Source organism: Buttiauxella cochleicola (genome assembly GCF_021283185.1).
Taxonomy (GTDB): domain Bacteria; phylum Pseudomonadota; class Gammaproteobacteria; order Enterobacterales; family Enterobacteriaceae; genus Buttiauxella; species Buttiauxella massiliensis.
This window is the reverse complement of sequence record NZ_JAJSOS010000002.1, coordinates 132,850-155,913: the sequence shown is the minus strand read 5'-3', so window position 1 is coordinate 155,913 and position 23,064 is coordinate 132,850. Positions and strand designations below refer to the sequence as shown.

The 23,064-nt window shown below is 50.3% G+C and carries 19 protein-coding genes; 6 read left to right on the top strand and 13 right to left on the bottom strand.

Going from position 1 to position 23,064, the window contains the following annotated elements:
• The first annotated feature begins 61 nt into the window (after positions 1–61).
• Positions 62–310 carry an ElaB/YgaM/YqjD family protein gene (locus LVQ76_RS03640; RefSeq protein WP_064511796.1) on the top strand — a complete coding sequence of 83 codons (249 nt, stop codon included), beginning with the start codon at positions 62–64 and terminating at the stop codon, positions 308–310.
• A gap of 59 nt (positions 311–369) precedes the next feature.
• On the opposite strand, the gene nlpA is transcribed toward LVQ76_RS03640, so the two are convergent.
• The 8 genes from nlpA to arnB form a co-directional block, all read right to left on the bottom strand.
• Positions 370–1,185, bottom strand: a complete 816-nt coding sequence (gene nlpA / locus LVQ76_RS03635) for a lipoprotein NlpA (RefSeq protein ID WP_232921006.1) — start codon at positions 1,183–1,185, stop codon at positions 370–372.
• Between the two features lie 114 nt (positions 1,186–1,299).
• Positions 1,300–1,680 carry a 4-amino-4-deoxy-L-arabinose-phosphoundecaprenol flippase subunit ArnF gene (gene arnF / locus LVQ76_RS03630; protein ID WP_232921005.1) on the bottom strand — a complete coding sequence of 127 codons (381 nt, stop codon included), beginning with the start codon at positions 1,678–1,680 and terminating at the stop codon, positions 1,300–1,302.
• Positions 1,680–2,003, bottom strand: coding sequence for a 4-amino-4-deoxy-L-arabinose-phosphoundecaprenol flippase subunit ArnE (gene arnE / locus LVQ76_RS03625; protein WP_232903399.1), 324 nt, complete (start codon positions 2,001–2,003; stop codon positions 1,680–1,682). The genes arnF and arnE overlap by 1 nt, the downstream gene beginning before the upstream one ends.
• Complete coding sequence (gene arnT, locus LVQ76_RS03620; RefSeq protein WP_232921004.1) at positions 2,000–3,661, bottom strand: lipid IV(A) 4-amino-4-deoxy-L-arabinosyltransferase; 1,662 nt, start codon at positions 3,659–3,661, stop codon at positions 2,000–2,002. The genes arnE and arnT overlap by 4 nt, the downstream gene beginning before the upstream one ends.
• Positions 3,662–3,665: 4 nt before the next feature.
• Positions 3,666–4,562, bottom strand: a complete 897-nt coding sequence (arnD, locus tag LVQ76_RS03615; RefSeq protein WP_232921003.1) for a 4-deoxy-4-formamido-L-arabinose-phosphoundecaprenol deformylase — start codon at positions 4,560–4,562, stop codon at positions 3,666–3,668.
• On the bottom strand, positions 4,559–6,541 hold the full coding sequence (gene arnA, locus LVQ76_RS03610) for a bifunctional UDP-4-amino-4-deoxy-L-arabinose formyltransferase/UDP-glucuronic acid oxidase ArnA (protein ID WP_232921002.1): 1,983 nt from the start codon (positions 6,539–6,541) through the stop codon (positions 4,559–4,561). The genes arnD and arnA overlap by 4 nt, the downstream gene beginning before the upstream one ends.
• Positions 6,538–7,521 (bottom strand): undecaprenyl-phosphate 4-deoxy-4-formamido-L-arabinose transferase, encoded by a 984-nt coding sequence (gene arnC, locus LVQ76_RS03605; protein ID WP_232863486.1) that lies wholly within the window; start codon positions 7,519–7,521, stop codon positions 6,538–6,540. Before arnC ends, arnA begins: the two co-directional genes overlap by 4 nt.
• A gap of 1 nt (position 7,522) precedes the next feature.
• Positions 7,523–8,662, bottom strand: coding sequence for a UDP-4-amino-4-deoxy-L-arabinose aminotransferase (arnB, locus tag LVQ76_RS03600; protein WP_232921001.1), 1,140 nt, complete (start codon positions 8,660–8,662; stop codon positions 7,523–7,525).
• A gap of 441 nt (positions 8,663–9,103) precedes the next feature.
• Here arnB and LVQ76_RS03595 point away from each other — a divergent pair, with 441 nt between their 5' ends.
• Positions 9,104–10,723: a phosphoethanolamine transferase gene (locus LVQ76_RS03595; RefSeq protein ID WP_232921000.1), complete on the top strand. Its 1,620-nt coding sequence runs from the start codon at positions 9,104–9,106 to the stop codon at positions 10,721–10,723.
• A 106-nt stretch (positions 10,724–10,829) separates the two neighbouring features.
• On the opposite strand, the gene LVQ76_RS03590 is transcribed toward LVQ76_RS03595, so the two are convergent.
• From LVQ76_RS03590 to LVQ76_RS03570, 5 genes are all read right to left on the bottom strand, one after another.
• Positions 10,830–11,867, bottom strand: a complete 1,038-nt coding sequence (locus LVQ76_RS03590; RefSeq protein ID WP_232920999.1) for an ABC transporter ATP-binding protein — start codon at positions 11,865–11,867, stop codon at positions 10,830–10,832.
• Between the two features lies 1 nt (position 11,868).
• Positions 11,869–13,371 (bottom strand): ABC transporter permease, encoded by a 1,503-nt coding sequence (locus LVQ76_RS03585; RefSeq protein WP_370640067.1) that lies wholly within the window; start codon positions 13,369–13,371, stop codon positions 11,869–11,871.
• A 98-nt stretch (positions 13,372–13,469) separates the two neighbouring features.
• A complete protein-coding gene (locus tag LVQ76_RS03580; protein WP_232903392.1) occupies positions 13,470–14,486 on the bottom strand; it encodes an iron ABC transporter substrate-binding protein in 1,017 nt (338 codons plus the stop codon).
• 264 nt (positions 14,487–14,750) lie between these two features.
• Positions 14,751–14,990: a DUF2164 domain-containing protein gene (locus tag LVQ76_RS03575; protein WP_154148909.1), complete on the bottom strand. Its 240-nt coding sequence runs from the start codon at positions 14,988–14,990 to the stop codon at positions 14,751–14,753.
• Between the two features lie 55 nt (positions 14,991–15,045).
• On the bottom strand, positions 15,046–15,603 hold the full coding sequence (locus LVQ76_RS03570) for a helix-turn-helix domain-containing protein (protein ID WP_232920997.1): 558 nt from the start codon (positions 15,601–15,603) through the stop codon (positions 15,046–15,048).
• A gap of 726 nt (positions 15,604–16,329) precedes the next feature.
• Here LVQ76_RS03570 and LVQ76_RS03565 point away from each other — a divergent pair.
• The 4 genes from LVQ76_RS03565 to gspE are packed head-to-tail and all read left to right on the top strand — an operon-like array spanning position 16,330 to position 23,063.
• A complete protein-coding gene (locus LVQ76_RS03565) occupies positions 16,330–18,780 on the top strand; it encodes a beta-glucosidase (protein WP_232920996.1) in 2,451 nt (816 codons plus the stop codon).
• 53 nt (positions 18,781–18,833) lie between these two features.
• Positions 18,834–19,622: a type II secretion system protein GspC gene (gspC, locus tag LVQ76_RS03560; protein ID WP_232920995.1), complete on the top strand. Its 789-nt coding sequence runs from the start codon at positions 18,834–18,836 to the stop codon at positions 19,620–19,622.
• 8 nt (positions 19,623–19,630) lie between these two features.
• A complete protein-coding gene (gene gspD / locus LVQ76_RS03555; protein ID WP_370640060.1) occupies positions 19,631–21,592 on the top strand; it encodes a type II secretion system secretin GspD in 1,962 nt (653 codons plus the stop codon).
• Positions 21,585–23,063, top strand: a complete 1,479-nt coding sequence (gspE, locus tag LVQ76_RS03550; RefSeq protein WP_232920994.1) for a type II secretion system ATPase GspE — start codon at positions 21,585–21,587, stop codon at positions 23,061–23,063. The genes gspD and gspE overlap by 8 nt, the downstream gene beginning before the upstream one ends.
• Position 23,064: the final 1 nt, after the last annotated feature.

The following is a 23,064-nucleotide window of genomic DNA, read 5'->3' as shown; positions in this document are numbered from 1 at the left end:
ACATTTCTCTCCGGTTCTCTCAACTACACTTAGTTGCGCAATTAAATCTAAGGAGCTCAGTATGTTTGACAAAACAACAGACAAACTCAACGAAGCAGCAGGCACTGCCAGGGAGTTATATGGCAGACATACCAATAACCCTGATGATGAATTTAAGGGTGCGGCCAGAAAGTATGCGTCGCAAGCCAGTTACGCAGTAAGAGATGCAACAGATAATGTGCGGGATCAGGTGTCAACCAACCCTATTGCCGGTTTAGCGATTGCCGCGGCGGTTGGTGTGGTATTTGGCTTCTTGCTGGGTCGTAAATAACAAAATGGGCTGTTAGCAACAGCCCATCAATCTACTCGTTTTTGCAATGACTTCAGTGATTACCAGCCAGGAACAGCCCCACCATTAAAGATTTTTTCGGCCGCTTTCGCCACCTCTGGTGACTGATAAGATTGCAGGAACTCTTTCACATTTTCCGCATCTTTGTTGTCTTCACGTGCAACCAGGATGTTCACATATGGCGAGTTTTTATCTTCGATAAAGACGCTATCATGCACCGGCGACAAGCCTGTTTGCTGGATGTAAGTCGTACTAATAATCGCCACATCAACTTTCGCATCGTCCAACACTCGCGGTAACTGTGCTCCTTCAAGCTCCATAATATTCAGATGGCGCGGGTTTTCAGTAATATCCAACGCGGTCGGCAGCAGTCCTTTACCCTCTTTCAGAGTGATAAGCTTTTCTTTTTGCAGCAGCAGAAGAGCACGCCCCAGATTGGTTGGGTCATTCGGGATTGCAACCGTGGCACCGTCTTGTAATTGATCTACCGTCTTAATTTTTTTCGAATAACCGGCCATCGGAAACACGAAGGTATTACCCACCGCCACTAACTTGTAGTTATGTGCTTTGTTGTCTTGCTCGAGGAATGGGCGATGCTGGAAAACGTTAGCATCTAACTCTGCATGGTTGGTGGAGTCATTTGGTAGCAATGAACCGCTAAACCCGACCAACTCCACTTCCAGGCCATACTTCTCTTTAGCGACTTTTTTCGCGACTTCCGCCACATCCTGCTCTGCGCCGTTAATCACACCAACTTTAATATGTTTCGCATTACTGCTTTGTTGGTCACAGCCCGCCAGCATCAAACCTGCCAGCAAGACAGCCCCAATCCGTAAGTGAGGTATTGTCAATCGCATACTTTTTTCCTTAAAAAATAACTGCCAATGTGTAATGAAACGACTATAGCAGGATGCCTGTTGTGGTTTATAAAACCAAAAAGGTATCAGTTAGAAGAAAACAGCATATCGGGATTAACGATTTTTTTCTGGCAGACAAACCAACAACAATCCGATGAAAATCACGCTCACGCCGACAAGTTTGCCCATACTGAAACTCTCGCCCAGCCACGGAACCCAGATGGCCGCAGCCCACACCAGAACATAACTTAGACTCAGTAGCGGGTAAGCTTTACTCAGCGCTATTTGCCGCAATGCAAAAAACCAACAGGCCATTGAAAAGACATAGGCAAGTAACCCGGCGATTAATGCTTGTGCGCCAGGTGTTGCACTCATAAAAGCGGCAAGCAGTTCGTCGTGCTTTTCAACCGATGGCAGTGCCACCATCGCCCATTTCATGATGAGCTGCGCGCAACTGACTAACAGCACGCTCATCAATGCCCAGAAGTAGCCCATCAGGCAGCCCCTCCCAGAATGGAGATCCCGACGATAATCAACAAAATGCCCAACCAATGCCGAAGCGAAACAACCTCATGCCAGATAAAACGCGCGGCAAGGGTGATAAAGATGAAATTCAGGCTTAGCATCGGATAGGCCACGCTGACGGGAATGCGCTGTAATACCAGCAACCACAGCAGCATAGCGCAACCGAGTAACGTAACGCTTAATGCCAGCCAGCCGGATAAGTGGCGACGACCAGGTCGCCAGGTGGCCTGTTTTTGGCAAAGCTGGCCTCCACAACTCAATAGGCTGGCCAGCACAATCAGCAAATAACTCATGGCGTTTGTTCGTAGAAGAAGAGAACGAAGCGCCCTTTGCGATAGAGTTGGTCTGGCGCTGGTACATCATTATCTTCTGGCACTTTATTTTTCGACAGCAACATAACCAAAGAAACATTCCCGTCTTTACGGTGAGTTGCCAGCCAGTGGGCAAAGTCTTCGCGAGAGACAAAGTTATCTTTGGCATCAGCGAAGTTTGTCAGGCCGTAGTTCAGCTCACCTGGTTTTGCATACATCGTAATGTCATCACGCTTTAGCTCCCAGGCAATACCGGCACCCACGCCAACACTATCGGCAAGAATATAGCGGCTGCTCTCCAGTTCCGGGCGTACCACATCGATAAAGGGCTGCGGAAGTTTAGAATCGATAACTTTGTCTGGAACAACCCCGCCAACCAGCAGTGCCAGGCCAAGCGGACACAGCGCGGCCCACTGCCAGAGTTTCGCGTGGTTGCGCGTGGTGAAATACCCTACCAGCGTCCAAACCAGAAAAGCGATGCTGGCCTGGATTACTTTGAGTACTTCATTGCTGGCATAGACCGGATGTTTCGCAAGCCCCCATGGTGCCAGCACCAGCAGGATAACCAACGTACAAATCCCACCAAAAACAGTGTTGATCCAACCATTCACTTTTAAAGTTTTTGATGACGCAGCCAGTTGTGTCGCATGGCGTGCCAGCAAGATGGCCAGCGGTGCGAAGCACGGCAGAATATAGGTGGGCAGCTTGCCTTTCGCGATACTGAAAAACAGCAGCGGCATGACCACCCAACCCAGGACATAAAGCGTTCCGCTCTCTATTTTGCGCTCTTGCCAGCCACGCTTTAGCGCGCCAGGCAACAAAGCAACCCACGGCAAACATCCGGCAATCAGGAACGGGATGTAATACCAGAATGGCGCTTTATGCTGCGCATCTTTCTCAGCAAAGCGTTGGATATGCTCAACCCAGAAGAAATAGTGCCAGAAAGTTGGCTCCGCTTTAGCGGTAGCCAGTGCCCATGGCAAGGTAATGGCAATCGCGCTCAATACTGCAAGTGGCCCAAACAACAGCACCTCTTTCCAGCGTTTTTGTGCAATCACCCACGGCAACACACCTAATACTGGGACCGCCAGCGCCAGAAAACCTTTTGTCATGACTCCCATGCCGCAAACGAGGCCAAGGAACAAATAGCCCCCTGCTTTTGCCACCGTCGTTTGCGCATTTGCCGCCCACCAGAAACTGCACATAGCAGCCACCAGCCAGAGTGTGATCATCGGGTCGAGGACGGCGTAAGTGCCGACACCATAAACCAGCAGACAGGTGAGGAAAATCACGCCGGACATAACCGCCGTGGTTTTATCGCGCCATAAACGAAATGCCAGCCAGGTGACTAACAATGCGCTAATCGTGATAGAAAACACCGAGCCAAAACGTACCGCAAAGTTGTTATGGCCGAAGATCAGTTGGCTGAGGTTATTGATCCAGTATCCAGCAACAGGTTTTTCAAAATAACGCACATCCAGAAAATGCGGGACAATCCAGTTCCCCGCTGCCAGCATTTCACGGCTGATTTCAGCATAGCGGGTTTCATCCGGTTGCCAGAGCGCGCGAAACTCAATGGGAAGCAGGTAAAGCAGAGCAAAACCCAGTAACAGAACTAGCGAATACTTTGCTGATTTCATCTGTTTAACGCTCGATTAATTGTTGGCTTCCTAACCAGCCTTCTCGGCCAGCAATAACACCACGCACCACTTTGCCCGACGGCAGCGTGGACAAATCCTCCGGCAACAGTTCGCTTAATGGGCAGAACTGAATCCCTTCAAGGGCGGCCATGGTGAGCAATTCGCTAAAGTCTTTACGCATCACAATACCTTCCACTTCGGCGTGGATGGTGTACACCGGCGTGCCAGCGTCTTGTTTGATGCGGTCGAGAATAAAACCGTTGTAGCCTTCACGGCTGACGCCATCACCAATCACTTCATCCCAGGTTGGGAGCGTCACCGGGATTTGCACTGTCCCAAAGCTGCCGTCGGGTAAAAGTGGCCGAAATGGCGTGGTGCCGCGACAGTCGCTGTTGTAGCTAAAACCAAACCGCTCTTTTGCCCGCACCACGAGCTGATCGGCGCGCCAGCCCGCGACAGCGGAACACGTCACTGGCTGCTGGATAATCTGACTCAACGCATCCAACCCAAGCTGAATTTGCTTCTCGAGTTGCGCGGTATCCCAGACACCCGCCCAGGTTTGCCAGGCAAAGTGATCCCAGGCGTGCAGGCCGACTTCATGGTGATCGGCTGCCGCCGCAATAATATCTGCATTACCTGCGCCGATTTTACGACCCGGCCACGCCGTACCCGCCAGCAGAATATCCCAACCGTAGAGCGATGCTGCTTTTGAGCGCAGCATCTTCCACAGAAATTGCGGTTTCACCAGCCGCCATAAATGGCGGCCCATGTTATCCGGGCCAACGCTGAAGAAAAATGTGGCCTGAATACCGTGCAAACTTAAGATCTCAAGAAGATGCGCAACCCCCTGTTGGGTGCCTCGCCATGTATCTACATCAATGCGCAGGCCAACTTTTCTCATGCCTGAGGTTCCGTCAGTTCAACTGTTTTAAGGAAGAAATCCAGGGTCTCATCAATGGTTTGTTCCATCTCAACCGTTGGTTTCCAGTTTATTAAGCGATGAGCATTGCGGATGCTCGGCTTGCGATGCTCCACATCCTGATAACCTTTACCGTAATAAGTGCTGCTTTCCACTTCGCGGAAACCGGCAAACGGCGGGAAATGGCTACGTAATGGGTGTTTTTCAAAGCTTTCCAGCAGCATTTTCGCCAGTTCTTTAATGCTCGCTTCGTTATCCGGGTTGCCGATGTTGATGATTTGCCCATCACAGTTGCTGTTTTTGTTCTCGATAATGCGGAACAACGCTTCGATGCCGTCGCTGATATCAGTAAAGCAGCGTTTTTGTTTACCACCATCAATCAGCTTAATCGGCGAACCTTCTACCAGGTTAAGAATCAATTGAGTAATTGCGCGCGAGCTACCGATACGTGCGGCATTAAGGTTATCCAGGCGCGGCCCCATCCAGTTAAACGGACGGAATAACGTGAAGCGCAAGCCCTCTTTTTCTCCATATGCCCAGATAACGCGGTCAAGAAGTTGTTTTGAAACCGAGTAAATCCAGCGCTGTTTATTGATAGGCCCAACAATCAGGTTCGAGTTATCTTCATCGAACACTTTATCGGTGCTCATACCATAAACTTCGGACGTAGATGGGAAGATAATGCGCTTCTGGTATTTCACACAGTCGCGGATGATTTTCAGGTTTTCTTCAAAATCCAACTCGAACACGCGCAGTGGGTTACGGGTGTATTCAATGGGTGTAGCGATGGCAACCAGCGGCAGCACGACATCACATTTCTTAATGTGATATTCAATCCATTCGGAGTGAATGCTGATATCACCTTCTACAAAGTGGAAACGCTCATTACCGATGAAGCGGCTGATAGCGTCGGAGCCGATATCCAGGCCGTAAACTTCGAAGTTATCGTCCTGCAACAGGCGTTCGGTCAGGTGGTTGCCGATAAAACCATTCACCCCGAGGATCAGCACGCGAGTGCGACGTTTTATTGCTGATACCGGTTGGTTACTGAGCAATGCACCCGCCACCAGGCCAAGGGTTTGCGCCAGTTGTGAACCCTGCATGTAGACGCCGTTTTCGGTTTGACCGGTAACGATTTCCAGTGCACCGCCACCGGTGGCAATGATAAGCGGGCTTACGGATAGCACTGTTCCCGCTTTCGCCGGCTGAAGCCCTTCGAGCACGCGCCCTTTCCAGACAACAAATTTAGCGCCACCCACATAGCTAAATGCACCTGGCCACGGGTCGGTCACCGCGCGAATCAGATTATCAATCTCATGAGCCGGGGAATGCCAGTTGATGCAGCCATCCTGCGGCGTGCGGCGGCCAAAAACTGTCGCTTTGCTGTGATCTTGCTCGACCTGCGGGAAATACCCGGTTTTGATCACCGGAAGAATACCTTCCAGCAGGTGAGACGCCGCTTTAGTCAATTTATGATACAGCGTTAATGCCGTTTCTTCCGGGGCAATAGCCACTCGATGTTGCGCCACAATAGCACCGGCATCTGCACGGCTAACCATACGATGCAGCGTGACGCCCGTTTCAGTTTCACCTTTCACCAGCACCCAGTTTAGCGGTGCACGGCCACGGTAATGCGGCAACAGCGAACCATGCAGGTTAAAAGCCCCTACCGTCGCGCTATTGAGAATTTCATCGCACAGCAAATTACGATAGTAAAACGAGAAAATCACATCAGGCTGAGCGGATTTAATACGGTCAACCCACAAAGGGTGATTCACATCATCCGGGGCATAAACCGGAATGCCATGTTCTGCGGCGGTGCGAGCCACTGACCCAAAAAAATGATTTTCAGAAGGTGAATCAGGGTGGGTGTAAATAGCCGTAATGTCATAACCGGCAGCTACCAGTGCATTAACGCCTGCACACCCAATGTCGTGATAAGCAAATACAACAGCTTTCATTGATGATTTTCCTTTGAAGTTGAGACTGAGTCGCGGCTAACTACGCGCTGAATAAAATAACGAGGGCGGGCGCGGACATCGGTATAAATTCGGCCGATGTATTCACCCAGCAGTCCCATGCCCACGAATTGCGCGCCGATGAACATAAACAGCACCGCAAACAGCATGAACACCCCTTCCGCCGCCCATTGCGGCCCGAAGGCAAGACGTAAAACAACCAGCAGAACTGAAAGCGTGAAGCCCAGCACCGCAATAATGCTGCCGAAAACACTCAGCATGCGCAGCGGCGTGGTGGTCAGGCAGGTCACCAGGTCGTACATAAGGTTAATTAAACGCATAAAGCTGTATTTGGAATCACCAAACTCGCGCTCGGCGTGATGCACCGGAATCTCGGTCGCTTTACGGGCAAAGGTGTTTGCCAGAATAGGAATAAAAGTGCTGCGTTCATGGCAATTAAGCATCGCGTCAATGATATGGCGGCGATAGGCGCGCAACATGCAGCCGTAATCCCCCATCGCTTTGCCAGTCGTGCTTTGAATCAGGCGATTAATCAGGCGTGAAGCTCGCTTACGGAACCAGGTATCCTGGCGGTTCTGGCGTACTGTCCCCACCACGTCGTAGCCTTCATCAGCTTTTGCCACCAGGCGCGGGATCTCTTCCGGCGGGTTTTGCAGATCAGCGTCGAGGGTAACAATCAAATCCCCGGTGACGTGGCTAAACCCGGCCATTATCGCGTTGTGTTGGCCGTAATTACGGTTGAGCAACACCGCAACAATATGGCTGCCGGGCAACTGGGCAGCATCAGTCAACATGGAGGCGGATTCATCGCTGCTGCCATCATCGACCAGCAAAATTTCGTAATCCTTACCCAAGGTTTCGCACGCGGCCGTAGTGCGCCTGATAAGCTCGGGTATGCTTTCTTGTTCGTTATAAACCGGGATAACCACAGAGACTTTGTGGATCGGTAAAGGGGTCATCATATTATTTTCCTGCAACTTCACGTAATGCATTGATTACGCGCGAGACGTCGTCATCGGACATCGTTGGAAATAACGGAATGGAGCAAATACGGTCGCTGTTCCATTCGGTATCAGGCAAAGAGAGTGTTGGGTAGCGTTCGCGGTAGTATTTCTGTGTATGAGCGGCCCGGAAATGCAGCCCAGTGCCAATTCCCTTCTCTTTTAAAGCCCCCATAAATTCATTGCGGGTAATTCCGCAACGAGATTCATCAATACGTAAAATAAAAAGATGCCAGGCGTGTTTATGTGCCCATTGAGGATGGACAAGCGGTAAATAAGGCGTATTGACCAACTCAGCTAAATAACGTTCAGCTATTTCAGTACGCCGCGCGTTATTTTGTTCAAGCTTGTTTAACTGCACTAGGGCAATTGCTGCATTAATATCGGCGAGATTGTATTTGTACCCTGGAGTGATCACTTCTGCCTGTGGAGCACGCCCTAATGTCTGGCGGTCAAAAGCATCAACACCGAGCCCGTGAAACTTCAGACTACGCATCCGGTTTGCAAGCTGCTCGTCGTCAGTGACAATCAATCCGCCTTCAGCACACGTCATGTTTTTAATGGCATGGAAGGAGAAAATTGCCGTCCCACGGTCGCCAATATGCTTGCCTTTATAGTGGGTTCCAGCGGCATGTGCTGCATCTTCAATTACAGGGATTCCGTGACGCTCACCTATCGCGCGGATAGCGTCGATATCTGCTGGAGCCCCGGCGTAGTGCACAGGAATAATGGCGCGCGTGCGTGGCGTAATCGCCCCTTCAATGCTTTGAGGCGTTACCATCAGGGTATCGCGGTCAACATCGATCATCACCGGTTCGGCACCTAACAACACAATCATGTTGAGAGTGGAAACCCAGGTCAAAGAAGGGGTAATCACTTCATCACCAGCCTGGATGCCCAATGCCATCAACGCCACATGCATGCCTGCCGTCGCGGAGCTGACTGCGATAGCGTGTTTATTGCCTGTTAACTCGCAAAATGCCTGTTCGAGCGCCTGATTTTTGGGGCCTGTTGTTATCCAACCAGACTGCAAAACTTCACTTACAGCGGCGAGTTCTTCTTGTCCCATAGCGGGCCGTGAGAAGGGCAGAAATTCACTCATTGGATATCCCTGTAATTAAGTAGAAACTTTATTAATCATGAAGCAGGTTAATTAAATAAAAGCACAACATGATTGATTCACAATGCTGCTATCTAAACCACTGTTAAATTAAAACCAACTTAGCAGAGATTTCTTAGGTCAATATTAAGATGTAAATAATTTGAATAAATAAACCGAGATAAACACCAGGCAATTAAGTTCACGGAATTGTCACAAAAACCAGAAAACCAAAAAGTTCCCCTCTCCTTTCTTTTATATGCATTCATTTAATAGCCGTTTAATTTTTATCTCATGGAATACATTAAGGTTAAATTAAGGTTGGTCATTAATAATCACACTCACACATACACCTCTGGTGGTCTATGGCAGAAATTCCGATGGCAAACCCATCCTGCTCGCCTGTGTATCAATAGTATAAAAATGAACCTGTTGGAGATGTTAATGCCCGTACTTTTCAGGATGAAGGTCATCCCGCTGATTTTACTGTTGGCGGTCGTCTTTGCCTTCTTACTCAACTGGCCCGTGTTACTGCATTTTTACGATATCTTGACCCATCTTGAGCATGTAAAAATCGGTTTCGTTATCTCCATACCTTTCGTGTTAGTTGCGGCTCTCAATTTTGTCTTCATGCCCTTCTCTATTCGTTTTCTATTGAAGCCATTTTTTGCCTTGCTGCTAATTACTGGCTCAATGGTCAGTTATTCGACGCTGAAATATAAAGTGATGTTTGATCAATCGATGATTGAAAACATCATTGAAACGAACCCGCAAGAAGCGCATTCCTATCTGAATGGCTCGATTATTTTATGGATTCTTTTGACCGGCGTACTGCCTGCTATCTTGTTGTTTTTAATTAAAATTGAATATCCAGCAAAATGGTACAAAGGCATCGCATATCGCCTCCTGTCGATGGTGGCATCGCTGGCGCTTATTGCAGGTGTTGCAGCGCTTTACTACCAGGATTACGCCTCGGTTGGGCGTAACAACTCCACGCTCAACAAAGAAATTATCCCGGCTAACTACGTCTACAGTACCGTTCGCTATCTGAAGGATACGTACTTTACGACCAAAGAACCCTTCCAGTCACTGGGCGATGACGCCAAACGTGTTGCCAATAAAGAAAAACCAACGCTGATGTTCCTGGTGATTGGTGAAACGGCCCGTAGCCAGAATTTCTCGATGAACGGTTATTCGCGAGATACCAACGCCTTTACCAGCAAGTCCGGTGGGGTTATCTCATTTAAAGATGTTCACTCCTGCGGTACCGCCACCGCTGTTTCCGTACCGTGCATGTTCTCGAATATGAACCGCACTGACTACGACGGTAAGAAAGCGTACAACAGCGACAACCTCCTCGACATCGTGCAGAAAACGGGGGTTTCACTGTTGTGGAAAGAGAACGATGGAGGCTGTAAAGGTGTGTGTAGCCGCATTCCGACTATCGAAATCAAGCCAACCGATAACCCGAAACTGTGTGACGGCGAGACCTGCTATGACGATGTGATGCTGGAAAATCTTGATGCTGAAGTGGCTAAAATGGCCGGAGACAAACTGGTCGCCTTCCATATGATTGGCAGCCATGGGCCGACTTATTACCAGCGTTACCCAGCAGAGCATCGCCACTTCATGCCGGAATGTTCACGCAGTGATATTGAAAACTGTACCCAGGAGCAGTTGGTCAATACCTACGACAACACCATTCGCCACACCGACTATGTGTTAGCGCAAATGATTGAGAAACTGAAAAAATACAGTGATCAGTACAACACCGTGCTGCTGTACGTTTCCGATCACGGTGAGTCATTAGGAGAAAGTGGCCTGTATCTGCATGGTACGCCTTACAAACTGGCCCCGGATCAACAAACGCATATCCCGATGCAGGTGTGGATGTCACCGGGCTTTATCGCCGAGAAACACATCAACATCTCTTGTTTACAAGATAATGCGGCGAAAAAACCGTACTCCCATGACAACCTGTTCTCGTCGGTTCTCGGGATTTGGGACATCAGCACCAGTGTCTACCAGCCGGGCAGCGATTTATTCCGCGAATGCCGGGGTTAACTCACAGCGGGTAGAGGCATAACGCTTTGCGGGCACCGTTCAATTAATGAAATGGTGCGCGCAAGCCCTGGTGGGTGGCGGCGGTTTTACACAGTAATAGCCAACCTTACCCCGCCAGCACGCAAGCATGGCCGTTGACCGTAAGTTTCACCGCCATCCCAACTTGCCAGTTTTGCTGGCTGATGGTTTTCACCTGCAAAGGTGTCGGCCAACCCGGTGATGCCAGCGTCAGCGTCGAAAGATAACCGGTAAAATCCACATCCATGATCGTCACAACAGGCTGAGGTTCTGAATCGGCCTTGAGTGGCGAAATAACCACTTGTTCCGGGCGCAGCATAATACGCCTCTCGCCGCTATATTGAGGGTTATCCGCTGGGATATTGCCCAGCTCACAGCGTGCAAATCCCCCACTCAGCTGCGCGTTGAATATCAACGCATCGCCAAGAAACAGCGCGGTGGCCTCATCGACAGGCTGCGAATAGACCTCGACGGGTGAGCCAACCTGTGTAAAGCGCCCATCACGAATCACCGCAATCTGGCTGGCAAAAGAGAGGGCTTCATGTTGATCGTGCGTGACCAGAATAGAGGCGACACCTGCATGGGTCAGTAATTCAGCCGTGGCTTTGCGGGTTGCAGCTCGCAGCCCGGTATCGAGTGCCGAAAAAGGCTCATCCAAGAGCATTAATACCGGCTCTTGTGCCAGTGCCCGAGCCAGCGCCACACGCTGCTGCTGCCCGCCAGAAATCTCATGCGGCCAGTGATGTTGCAGGCGACTGTCGAGCGATACCAGCTCCATCAACTCCGCCACGCGTCGGCGGTTTTCATGTTTTGAGCCATTCAAGCCGTAGGCAATGTTATCGCCCACTTTCATATGCGGGAAAAGCGCACCTTCCTGCGGCACAAACCCAATACCGCGCTGGTGTGCGGGAATAAAGGTGTTCTCGTCAAAAAGCGTTTTCCCGGATAGCGTGATTCGCCCGCTATCCGGCGTTTCAAAACCGGCGAGAATGCGCAGTAACGTGGTTTTCCCCGAACCTGATGGCCCAACAATTACCGTACGGCTCGCAGGCAGTACCGATAGGCTGAGATTTTCCAGTACCGATGTCTGACCAAATTTTTTAGAAATATTCGCAAGTTCAATCATCTTACAGACCCGCTAGTTTTTGAGACTGCACATAAAGAATTCCGGTAAGCGGCAGCGAGATAAGGATCATCAGCAACGCATAAGGGGCGGCGGCAACATAATCTATTTCGCTGGTGAGAGCCCAAAAGCCCGTCGAGAGCGTGCGGGTGCCCAATGGCGACAGTAATAGTGTTGCGGTGAGCTCATTGGTTATACCAAGAAAGACCAGCGCCGCCCCAGCGGCAGCACCTGGTGCTGCAAGCCGCAAAGTGATACTGCAAATGGCCTGAGCCTGAGTTTTACCTAAACTGCGAGCCACGTTTTCCAGCTCTACAGGGGCTTGAGCAATACCTGCGCGCAGGTTGATTAACGCTCTTGGCGTAAACATCAGCAAATAAGCAAGAAACAACGTAATTTCAGTCTGATAGATAGGACGCATGTAATTAATGGTTACCGTGACTAACGCCAGTGCGACCACAATCCCCGGCAACGAGCTAGTAAAGTAATTACACGCTTCAAGCACACGAAACAGCGGGCGCGGATGGCGCACGGACAGCCAGGCTATCGGGACCCCGGCAAGAATAATCAGCAACGCACCGCCTGATGCCAGCAGCAAGGTCTGCCGTAGTGAAAGCCAGAGATCGGCATGATTCCAGTTTTCGATACCGCCCAGCCACAGCCAACGGCACAACACCGCGAGCGGGACAACTAACGCCAGAAGTATCACGGTAAGGGAAAATAGCTGGCCCAAAACACTCAACGGCACATTCAAATGCAGACGATTTTGTTCGCGTGGGGATCCGGCTCCCACTCGCGCGTAACGCGCCTTGCCCCGGGTGACACCTTCAAGTGCCAGAAATACCAGGCAACATAGCGCCAGTACGCCTGCCAACATGTTGGCCGCAGGTCCACTGAATGTCGACTGGAATTGGTCATAGATGGCCGTGGTGAAAGTATCAAAACGGATCATCGCATACAGTCCATATTCCGCCAGCAAATGCAGCGTAATCAGCAATGCTCCGCCCCAGATCGCGAGCTTTAGTTGCGGCAGAACAATACGGAAAAAGACCGCCCATGGCGGTGTACCCAACGAGGCGGCAACGTCTTCCAGCGTCGGGTCGAGACGGCGTAAAACAGCCGCAACAGGAAGATAAATAAAGGGGTAATACGCCAATACAGACAAAAATACGCCTGCCGATAAGCCATGTATTGATGGCACCGCGCTGACCCAGGCATAACTTTGTACAAAGGCGGGAATCGCAAGCGGTGCTACGGCAAGCATCGACCAGATGTGCCTGCCCGCAAGCGTGGTTCGTTCAGTAAGCCAGGCAAGTAATGTGCCCACCGCCACAGACAGTGGCACAGCAATAGCCACCAGCAGCAACGTGTTGCTGAGCAGCTCACCAACACGCGGACGAAAGATGAGTGCCTTAACCGTTTCCCAGCCAGTATCAAAACCGATGACCACAACAAAAGCGGGCGGTATCAGGGCGAGCATTGAGAAGACAATCGCCAACAGCACCATCACAAACGCGGGCCGGCGTTGCACTGTACGGCTGTTAATATTGAGGCTATCGGTAATATTGACCACGGACATCAGACACTCATCGCTATATTAAGGAATCAAAGAAGACCAGCTTCAGTCATTAGATCAATGACTTTTTTGCTATTGAGCGAGGATGCTTCAACTTTTGGCGCATCCAGGTCTTTCAGCGGAACCAGTTTCGGGTTAGAGGCAGCATTCACGCCTACCGCATATTCAAACGCATCATTGGTACGCAATGTGTCCTGGCCAGATTTACCCGTAATCCACTTCATGAATGCCTGAGCCTGCTGCTGGTGTTTGCTTGAGGCCAGCACGCCGCCACCAGAGATACTGACAAACGCGCCTGGGTCCTGATGTTTGAAGTAGTGGAGTTCCGTGTTTTTGCTGTTTTCGCCCGTTTTGGCCTGGTCAACGAAACGGTAATAGTGGTAGATGACCCCGCCGTCGATCTGCCCGGCGTTGACCGCTTTCATCACGGTGCTGTTGCCTTTATAAGCCACGAAGTTGGTTTTCATTGCTTTGAGCCACTCAAGCGTTGCCTTTTCGCCTTTTAATGCCAGAACAGCACTGACAATAGCCTGGAAATCCGCCCCTGACGGAGAAGCGGCCCAGCGCCCTTTCCACTCGGGTTTCGCCAGATCCATTAACGATTTCGGTAATTGCGCTTCGCTCAGTTTTGCCGGGTTATAGACGAACACGGTGCTACGTGCGGCAATACCAATCCAGCGGCCATGTTCAGGGCGATAGGCTGGTGCAACCTGTTCCAGAGTGCTTTTATCCAGAGGTGCGAACAATTTAGCGTTATCGACCAGCACCATCGCCGGGGAGTTTTCAGTCAGAAATACGTCCGCCGGAGACTTGCTGCCTTCCTGAACCAGTTGATTACCCAGCTCGCTGTCGCCGCCATTACGCAATGTAACTTTAATGCCGGTTTCTTTTGTGAAACCGTCAACCCACGACTGAACCAGGTTTTCATGCTGTGCGTTATAAACCACGATTCCTTCGTTGTTATCGGCCGCACCGGCGAACGGAGTCAGCAAAACAGAGGAAGTCACCATTGCGATTGAACACAGGGACGATACGCCAAATTTCATAAGTTAATCCTTCATAATAATGAGTACATAACACCAGAATGCATAGCGAGGCGGATTAAACCACAGCAAAATGGGAATGCTAATGAAAATTGTTATCATTTTTAAACAAAGGTGAGAAATGTGGCAGAACTAAACTTTACTAAGATAAAAATCCTGATTGGCCACTGAGAGGGTTGTGAAGATTAAAAAAACCTTAAGAACAAACTGCTAAATCGGGTGTATTTGAACGTGAGCCTCCGTGCTCCATACGTTAATAAGGGTCTTTTACAGGATTTTCTTCAGGTCCATCTCTTCCTGTATGCGTTCACAATAAGTTGCATGTGTTTTGATAGCTTCTTCAACACCCGCGTTATAGAGCGCAGGCCCTAGCTCCTCAATAACGAAATCCGTGAAAAAATCAGCATCAAACTGCTCCAGTCTCAAATCGAAATTCGCCTCGCAGTAATCCACCAGCTTTTGCCGAATGTCCTCTTTCTCGCCTGCATTTAGTTTAATTTCAGCCATTACAATTCCATATTCAGAGGGGGTTAACGCAATTTACCTCCCTCAAGTGCTGGCATCAACAACCGCTCTCACAGCCCCGACCTTTATCCCGAAACTGCAAAGGAGATAGCTGGACATGATTCTTAAAGAATCGTGAGTAAACGGAATGCGAAGAGAACCCCAGGCAGTCGCTGATTTCCTGAATCGAGAGCGTCGATTCACGCAGCATACGCATCGACAGTAGCAACTGCTGCTGGTTTAGAAGCTGAGTGAACGTCGCTGACTCGAGTTGCAGGCGGCGGTTGAGCGTCCAGCGGCTAATCCGTAGCTCCTGGCATACCTTTTCCAGTATTGAGTTTGCTGAAGTTTCCTGCCCTGACAAATAACACTGTTCAATAATTGCATTCACCGCCGTGGTCAGCGGTGGCTCTTTGAAAATTTGTTTTTTGAGTGCGCTTACATGGCTCTTTTGTAAGCGATTTAGCAGCGGGTTAAATGAGGCGTTTTCACAATCCAGGTAGCGGTTTTCCAGAATAATGGCATCGTGCTCCTGGCGCAGCAAACAGGTTTTGTTAAACAGATCGTTCACCAGCGTCTGATGGTGAACCGCTGAGTCCGTAAGCTCTATTTGCATACTCATACCTGGGGAATAACTTTTCAATATACTGCCAAGCAACACCAGATTAAAGATGGCTGAAGGGTTATTAACAGAGTGTGGCGCACGGTTTTTATATCTTATGCGAGTATGTGACTGCCCTTTTTCTATAAAAAGATCATCACAATTGCCAATCAAAAACCGGTTATCCGAAAAACTCCATAATGCTGATTCCAGTGTTTTTTCATTCAGGCACAGACCTATTAACTCTGGAAAAATAGCATGGGAATGTTCAACACTATTAATGTAAATAGTTTCCGGAATAGCACTCCCATAGAGCGTTTTATTAAGCCCACTAATTTTTGCCATCAATTGATAATGGTTATGTTCAGTAATACGCCCGTAGGGTTTGTCTATTTCATGAGTTGACAAACCCAGGCCCCCTAACAAGTTATTTGTGTCAATTCCTTTTTGACGTAAATTATTAAGACTTGTCCTATATATTGAATTAGATACGCTTCTGGTAAGCATGTGGACCTTGCACAAAGTTGAACGTTAATATTGTTTTTGTAATGTTAATGTATTGTAGCACCCTGCATTATTTTGAGATACCACTCACAAAAAAACGCCCTGCTCCCAGGAGCACAGAATTAGCTTTCCATTGCAAAGTCGCCCGCCATTTATCTGGTTATTATTCCGCTGCTGTTGATGTACTTACCTTTGCGAAACCTGGATATATACCCTACATAAATAAGGCCAATAACAATGGAATCCTTAAGCGTTAAATCAAAATTGAATACCCTGACAATCTGTCTCACCCTGGCATTAGCCGGGATGGTTTCTGGTTGTAATGACGACGATGATGACGACAACCAGGAAGAACCGCCTGTCTCGCAAGTAAAAGACGCCGCGTATTACCAAAAAATGGCCAAAGAAGCCGCCGGTAAAATGAGCGTTGAAGAAAAGCTTAATATGGTGGTCGGGCCAGGAATGGATCTTGGCAATGGCGAATATCCGGCAACCAATAATAAAAATGATGTATCCGGTGTTGCTGGTTATATCAATGGCGTAAAAAGCGACAAGCTGGATATTCCTGCGGCAAAATTAGCCGATGGTCCCGCTGGATTGCGTATTAATAGTACTCGAAACGGTAGTTCTGAAACTTTCTATGCCACTGCCTGGCCAATTGGTTCTTTGCTGGCTTCATCCTGGGACACAAAATTAGTGGCTCAAGTGGGTAAAGCGATGGGCGAAGAAATTAAAGAATATGGCGTCGACTTTATTCTCGCACCAGGTATGAATATTCAACGTAACCCGCTGAACGGGCGTAATTTTGAATATTACTCTGAAGACCCATTGCTGAGCGGGAAAATTGCCGCCGCTATGGTTGACGGTGTGGAGTCAAATGAAGTCGGCACCACCATTAAGCACTTTGTTGCCAACAACTCAGAAACCAACCGTAACTCCATCGATACCATCGTTTCGCCGCGCGCAATGCGTGAGATTTATCTGCGCGGTTTCCAGATAGCCGTAGAAGAAGCGCAGCCGTGGGCGGTGATGTCGTCATATAACAAACTGAACGGTACTTACACCAACGAACGCCGCGACCTGCTGACCGATATTTTGCGTAATGAGTGGGATTTTAAAGGGCTGGTAATGTCCGACTGGCTCGCCGGGACTCCAGAACTGACCGGCTGGAAACAGCTAAAAGCGGGTAATGACCTGATTGAACCTGGTGGATTTACCGACCCGGTAACCGGTGCTTTCAACAATACTGGTGTGCTGGCCGCACTGAAAGACTCTTATAAAAAGGGGGATATTAGCGAAGCAGATGTCACGGTTAACGTGGAACATATTCTCTCGCAAGTCTTCCAGTCCCCTTCTTATAACAACTACGCCGCGTCCAATAAACCTGACCTCGAACAGCACCGAGTACTGGCACGCCAGGCTGCGGCAGAGAGCATGGTGTTGTTAAAAAATGACAACCAGGCGCTGCCATTAACACCGCGTTTGAAGCTCGCAAGCTTTGGGGTTAGCCAGATTGAAACTATCAAAGGTGGCACAGGTAGCGGCCAGGTTAACAATGAAGCGACCATTATGCTTTCCGAAGGCCTGCAACAGCAGTACACCGTTGATGAGTCGCTAACCTCATTCTATCGCGATTACTACGCGCAAAATAAAGTTGAGCACCCGGGCTTTGTGGCCTCGATCGGCACCTACTTTACCTGTGACGACCCGGCAATTGACCCGGCAGTGGTTGAAAGTGCTGCGCAGAACAATGATGCAGCACTGATCACTATCGGGCGAATCGCGGGTGAAGGTGTGGACCGCACCAATACACGTGGCGACTACCTGCTGACCGAAAATGAACTCAATTTGATTCAGAATACGTCTGATGCATTCCATGCTGCAGGCAAGAAAGTGGTTGTCGTGCTGGATGTCTCTGCCATCGTCGATACCAGCGAGTGGGCCGATAAAGTCGATGCCATTTTGCTGTCGTATCTGCCAGGCCAGGAAGCGGGCTTTGCCATCACCGACGTGCTCTCAGGCGTCGTCAACCCTGGTGGCAAACTGGCACAAACCATTCCGCAGTCTTATGCCGATGTCCCTTCCGCAACCACCTTCCCGGGCAAAGACACCAACGGCGACGGCACACCAGATGAAATCTCTTATAACGATGACATCTACGTGGGCTACCGCTACTACAGCACCTTCAGCAAACCGGTTGCCTGGCCGTTCGGCTACGGCCTTTCTTACACCACCTTTGGTTATGACGGCGCGGCAGTCGAGTCGAACACCCTGAGTAATGGCGCAAAAGGTGGCATCACGTTCAGCGTTTCGGTGACCAACACCGGCAACGTAGCCGGGAAAGAAGCAGCCCAGGTCTATATCAACGCACCAGAAGTTAAGCTGAAAAAACCGGCTCTTGAGCTTAAATCTTTCAGCAAAACAGACAGCCTGCAACCCGGTGCCAGCCAGAAGCTGACCTTCACTATCCCTGCCAAAACGCTGGCAAGCTTTGACCCGCAAAAGAACCAGTGGATTGTTGAGCCTGGCACCTACAAGGCCTGGGTGTCTCCTTCCTCCGATGTAACGGGTCGTGAACCTGTGACCTTCAACGTTAGCGAGGAAATTGTAGTCAGCAACACCACTCCGGGTGCGCTTGCACTACCGGCGGGTGTGAACGCCGCTGATTTTGTCACCGTAAGTCAGTAAGTCAATCCAGGGCGAGTTCGTTCTCGCCCTGGTTAATAAGGCAATCAGTGTTAATGAGTAAACCGGTGTTCAGGCTGAGTATTTCTCGGCCATTTTTAGCGCAGATGGTGACAGTGGTATTGCTCTGTGGTCTTGGCTATCAGTTGGCTGTCGCTACATGGCGTATTGGTGAAATGCTTTATCCGCAAACACCAATTCCGGCTCAGGCACACAACGCTAACCCGCAGGCCACACCTGCTGAAATCAGGTTCAAGACGCTATTCCCAGGCGGGGATAAAGAGATCGCACAAGTGGCAACACTCTCCTCGCTAAAAGTACGACTGACCGGGGTGATAGTCAGTAGCTCATCAGAAAGTTCACTGGTGATTATTGAGCAAGGTGGACATCAAAATAGTTACGGTATTCATGATGTTATCAACGGAACACAGGCGAGTGTTGTCGCGATTAAAGATGACCATGTTGAACTGCTTAACGGGGGGCAGCATGAAATCCTACGGTTGTATGACGACGCAGCCGCAAGCGTACCTGACACACTTGCGACTACCCGGAATCAGTTACTGAAAGAGCCGAAAAAATTGCTGGAGATGGTGGCAATCACACCGGTGAACAAAGACGGCGTGATGCAGGGATATCGCCTCAATCCAGGCAAAGAGGCCACGCTTTTTCAGCAAAGTGGATTACAGCCCAACGATTTGGCAGTCGCCATCAATGGCTTTGACCTACGCGAGCCGCAAGAAGCCGCAAAGTTTATGGGCCAACTCAGCACATTGACGCAGCTTGATATCACTATTATGCGCGATGATGCCGAGAAGAACATTTTTGTAGATTTATCAATAAAGTAAGGTTGGGTATGTCATTACAAATAACAAGAATTGCCCAGAGCCTCACTCTGCTGATGGCTCTCTTGCCTGCTGCCTGGGGAGCCAATTACAGCGCCAGTTTCAAAAGTACCGATATTCAGGAATTTATTAATATCGTCAGTAAAAACCTGCATAAAACCATCATTATCGATCCCGCCGTGCGCGGTGTCGTCAACGTTCGTAGCTATGACTCGCTCAATGATGAGCAGTACTACCAGTTCTTCCTGAGTGTGCTGGATGTGTACGGTTTCGCCGTAGTGCCAGGAGCCAGTGGCGTGCTGAAGGTGGTGAAAGCCGCCAATGCCAAAACCGCAGCTATCCCGCTGGCCGATGATTACCATGCGGGAACCGGAGACGAAGTGGTGACGCGCGTTATTCCAGTTTCAAACGTCGATGTGAAAGAGCTCGCCCCACTTTTGCGCCAGCTTAACGATAACGCCGGGGCCGGAAATGTGGTGCATTACGAATCCGCCAATGTGCTGCTGGTGACCGGACGTGCGGCGGTTGTGAATCGTCTGGCAGAAATTGTGCGCCGCGTAGATTCAGCCGGTAATCAGCGATCGGACATCATTAAATTAAAGTACGCCTCTGCACGTGAGATGGGTTTAATCCTTAATGGCTTGAACAAAAACGACCGTAAAGGCAGCGGTCTGGCACCGAACGTGGTGGCTGATGAACGTACCAATAGCGTGGTGATTTCCGGCAGCGCGCAGGGACGCCAGCACTTAATCACTATCGCCCGTCAGCTTGACCGTGAAGAGCAAAACCAGGGGAACACTCGCGTTTTTTATCTTAAATACGCCCAAGCGAAAAACCTGGTTGCGGTCCTGAGCGGTGCAAATTCATCGCCATCCCAACCAGCCAAAGGTGAAACCGCGCCTGCCAGCACGGGTGCCGGTGCCAGCAGCAGTACATTTAACGGCAAAGAGGTCAGCATTGTTGCCGATGAACAAACCAACTCACTGGTTATTACCACGCAGCCTGATGCCATGCAGGCGCTGGAACAAATCATCAATCGTCTCGATATCCGCCGCGCCCAGGTGTTGATTGAGGCAGTCATTGTAGAAATGCAGGATGGCGACGCGCTCAATTTCGGCGTGCAGTGGTTTAACGAAAATGGTGGCGCAACCCAATTTACCAGCACCGGGCTGCCGATAAGCGCCGTGGTCGCCGCCGAAAACCGGAAAAACGGCTCGTCTGGCAGTGCTGCCTTACTCAGTAGTTTTAACGGTATCGCCGCCGGTTTTTATAACGGTAATTGGGGCGGGCTGGTTACAGCACTTGCCAACAACTCACGCAGCAATATTCTCGCCACGCCAAGCATCGTTACGCTCGATAACAAAGAAGCGGCCATAAACGTTGGCCAGGAAGTCCCGGTCATTACCGGCAGCCAGGCCAGTACAACCGGCAGCGTGTACAACACTGTCGAGCGCAAAACGGTGGGCACTAAGCTCAAGGTTATCCCGCAGATTAATGACGGTGAAAGCGTGCTGCTTAATATTGAGCAGGAGGTTTCAAGCGTGGCCTCCGCCAGTTCCGTTGATTCATCTTCGGCCGGGAGCGATCTGGGTGCCACGTTTAACACCCGCACCATCAACAATGCGGTAATGGTCAGAAGCGGCGAAACCGTGGTGCTCGGCGGCTTGCTGAACAACCAAACCACCGAGAGCGTCAGCAAAGTACCGATCCTCGGTGATATTCCGCTGCTCGGTTATCTGTTCCGCTACAACAGCACCAGCACCAGCAAACAAAACCTGATGGTGTTCATTCATCCGGTCATCCTGCGCGATGGCGCCAGTTATAACGGCGTCTCCAATGAAAAATATCGCCAGTTCCGTGATGAACAAAAATCCGATCGTCTCAATCGTGATCCTCTCGCCCTCCCCACCCCTGACCTGACTCTGCCTGCAACACCGGGTGCCCGACCGCGCGGAGGCTTCTTCAATGAGTGAGGAGCGAAAATGGGTAAAGCTCCCCTTTAGCTTTGCCCGCGATCACGGCGTGCTGGTGCAGTGGCAAAATGAGACGCCAGTGCTGATACATCATGGCGAACTCAGGCCACAAATCCTGCTGGAAATACGTCGTGTCATGCGCCAGTCATTTTCGGTTAACGCCGTCGCCGCAGCGCAATTTGAGCAACTCTTGATCAAAGAGTATCAACGCGATGGTAGCGAAGCGCGCCAGTTAATGGAGGATTTGGGTAACGATGTGAGTTTTAGCGACCTCGCCGGGCAGCTGCCTGGTACGCAGGACCTGCTCGATATGGAGGATGACGCGCCGATAATTCGCCTGATTAACGCCATGCTGGGCGAGGCGATAAAACTTGGTGCCTCCGATATTCATATTGAAACCTACGAGTCCCGGCTTGCGATTCGCTTTCGTGTCGATGGCGTTTTACGTGAGGTTATCCAGCCCCAGCGCCAGCTGGCGGCGGTATTTATCTCACGCATCAAAATCATGGCACGTCTCGATATTGCCGAGAAACGTGTTCCGCAGGATGGACGTATTAGCCTGCGCATCGGTGGGCGGGCCGTCGATGTCCGTGTCTCAACGCTGCCTTCCAGCCACGGGGAAAGGGTCGTGCTGCGCCTGCTGGATAAAAACACCGTCCATCTGGCGCTCTCTCATTTGGGTATGTCAGCGGGTTTACAGCAGACCATGTACACACTGGTACGTAAGCCATATGGCATTATTCTGGTCACTGGCCCAACGGGTTCGGGTAAGTCCACCACTCTTTATGCCGCGCTATCTGAAATTAATAACCACGAGCGCAATATTTTGACGGTGGAAGACCCCATCGAATACGACCTCGATGGCATCGGCCAGACGCAGGTCAATAACAAAGTCGATATGACTTTTGCCAGGGGGTTGCGCGCAATTCTACGTCAGGACCCGGATGTGGTGATGATCGGCGAAATCCGTGATACCGAAACCGCGAAGATTGCCGTTCAGGCCTCATTGACCGGGCATTTAGTCTTCTCGACGCTGCATACCAACAGTGCCATTGGTGCCATTGCTCGCTTGCGAGATATGGGCGTGGAGCCGTTTTTGCTCGCCTCTTCACTTACGGCAGTGCTTGCCCAACGCCTGGTGCGCACACTCTGCCTGCACTGCAAAACCCCGCAATTGTTGGATGAACAACAACGCCTGCGTTACGGCTTTGGCAGCGATGTTACCCACATATGGCAACCGGTCGGCGGTGAATGCTGCAACCACACCGGCTATCGCGGGCGCACCGCCCTACACGAATTGGTTGTTATCGATGAATCCGTTCGCAAAGCGCTTAACCACGATGCTACGGAGGATGAGCTGGAAGCGCTTATTCGCATCAGTACACCGGCCTTGCGCGATGACGGTCTGGAAAAGGTGCGGCAAGGCGTGACGTCGCTCGAAGAAGTGCTCCGCGTGAGCCGGGAGGAATAAT

Coding starts and splice junctions, on each gene's coding strand:
- LVQ76_RS03640 (WP_064511796.1), top strand. CDS start 62: ATGTTTGACAAAACAACAGACAAACTCAACGAAGCAGCAGGCACTGCC.
- nlpA (WP_232921006.1), bottom strand. CDS start 1,185: ATGCGATTGACAATACCTCACTTACGGATTGGGGCTGTCTTGCTGGCA.
- arnF (WP_232921005.1), bottom strand. CDS start 1,680: ATGGGCTACTTCTGGGCATTGATGAGCGTGCTGTTAGTCAGTTGCGCG.
- arnE (WP_232903399.1), bottom strand. CDS start 2,003: ATGAGTTATTTGCTGATTGTGCTGGCCAGCCTATTGAGTTGTGGAGGC.
- arnT (WP_232921004.1), bottom strand. CDS start 3,661: ATGAAATCAGCAAAGTATTCGCTAGTTCTGTTACTGGGTTTTGCTCTG.
- arnD (WP_232921003.1), bottom strand. CDS start 4,562: ATGAGAAAAGTTGGCCTGCGCATTGATGTAGATACATGGCGAGGCACC.
- arnA (WP_232921002.1), bottom strand. CDS start 6,541: ATGAAAGCTGTTGTATTTGCTTATCACGACATTGGGTGTGCAGGCGTT.
- arnC (WP_232863486.1), bottom strand. CDS start 7,521: ATGATGACCCCTTTACCGATCCACAAAGTCTCTGTGGTTATCCCGGTT.
- arnB (WP_232921001.1), bottom strand. CDS start 8,662: ATGAGTGAATTTCTGCCCTTCTCACGGCCCGCTATGGGACAAGAAGAA.
- LVQ76_RS03595 (WP_232921000.1), top strand. CDS start 9,104: ATGCCCGTACTTTTCAGGATGAAGGTCATCCCGCTGATTTTACTGTTG.
- LVQ76_RS03590 (WP_232920999.1), bottom strand. CDS start 11,867: ATGATTGAACTTGCGAATATTTCTAAAAAATTTGGTCAGACATCGGTA.
- LVQ76_RS03585 (WP_370640067.1), bottom strand. CDS start 13,371: ATGGTGCTGTTGGCGATTGTCTTCTCAATGCTCGCCCTGATACCGCCC.
- LVQ76_RS03580 (WP_232903392.1), bottom strand. CDS start 14,486: ATGAAATTTGGCGTATCGTCCCTGTGTTCAATCGCAATGGTGACTTCC.
- LVQ76_RS03575 (WP_154148909.1), bottom strand. CDS start 14,990: ATGGCTGAAATTAAACTAAATGCAGGCGAGAAAGAGGACATTCGGCAA.
- LVQ76_RS03570 (WP_232920997.1), bottom strand. CDS start 15,603: ATGCAAATAGAGCTTACGGACTCAGCGGTTCACCATCAGACGCTGGTG.
- LVQ76_RS03565 (WP_232920996.1), top strand. CDS start 16,330: ATGGAATCCTTAAGCGTTAAATCAAAATTGAATACCCTGACAATCTGT.
- gspC (WP_232920995.1), top strand. CDS start 18,834: ATGAGTAAACCGGTGTTCAGGCTGAGTATTTCTCGGCCATTTTTAGCG.
- gspD (WP_370640060.1), top strand. CDS start 19,631: ATGTCATTACAAATAACAAGAATTGCCCAGAGCCTCACTCTGCTGATG.
- gspE (WP_232920994.1), top strand. CDS start 21,585: ATGAGTGAGGAGCGAAAATGGGTAAAGCTCCCCTTTAGCTTTGCCCGC.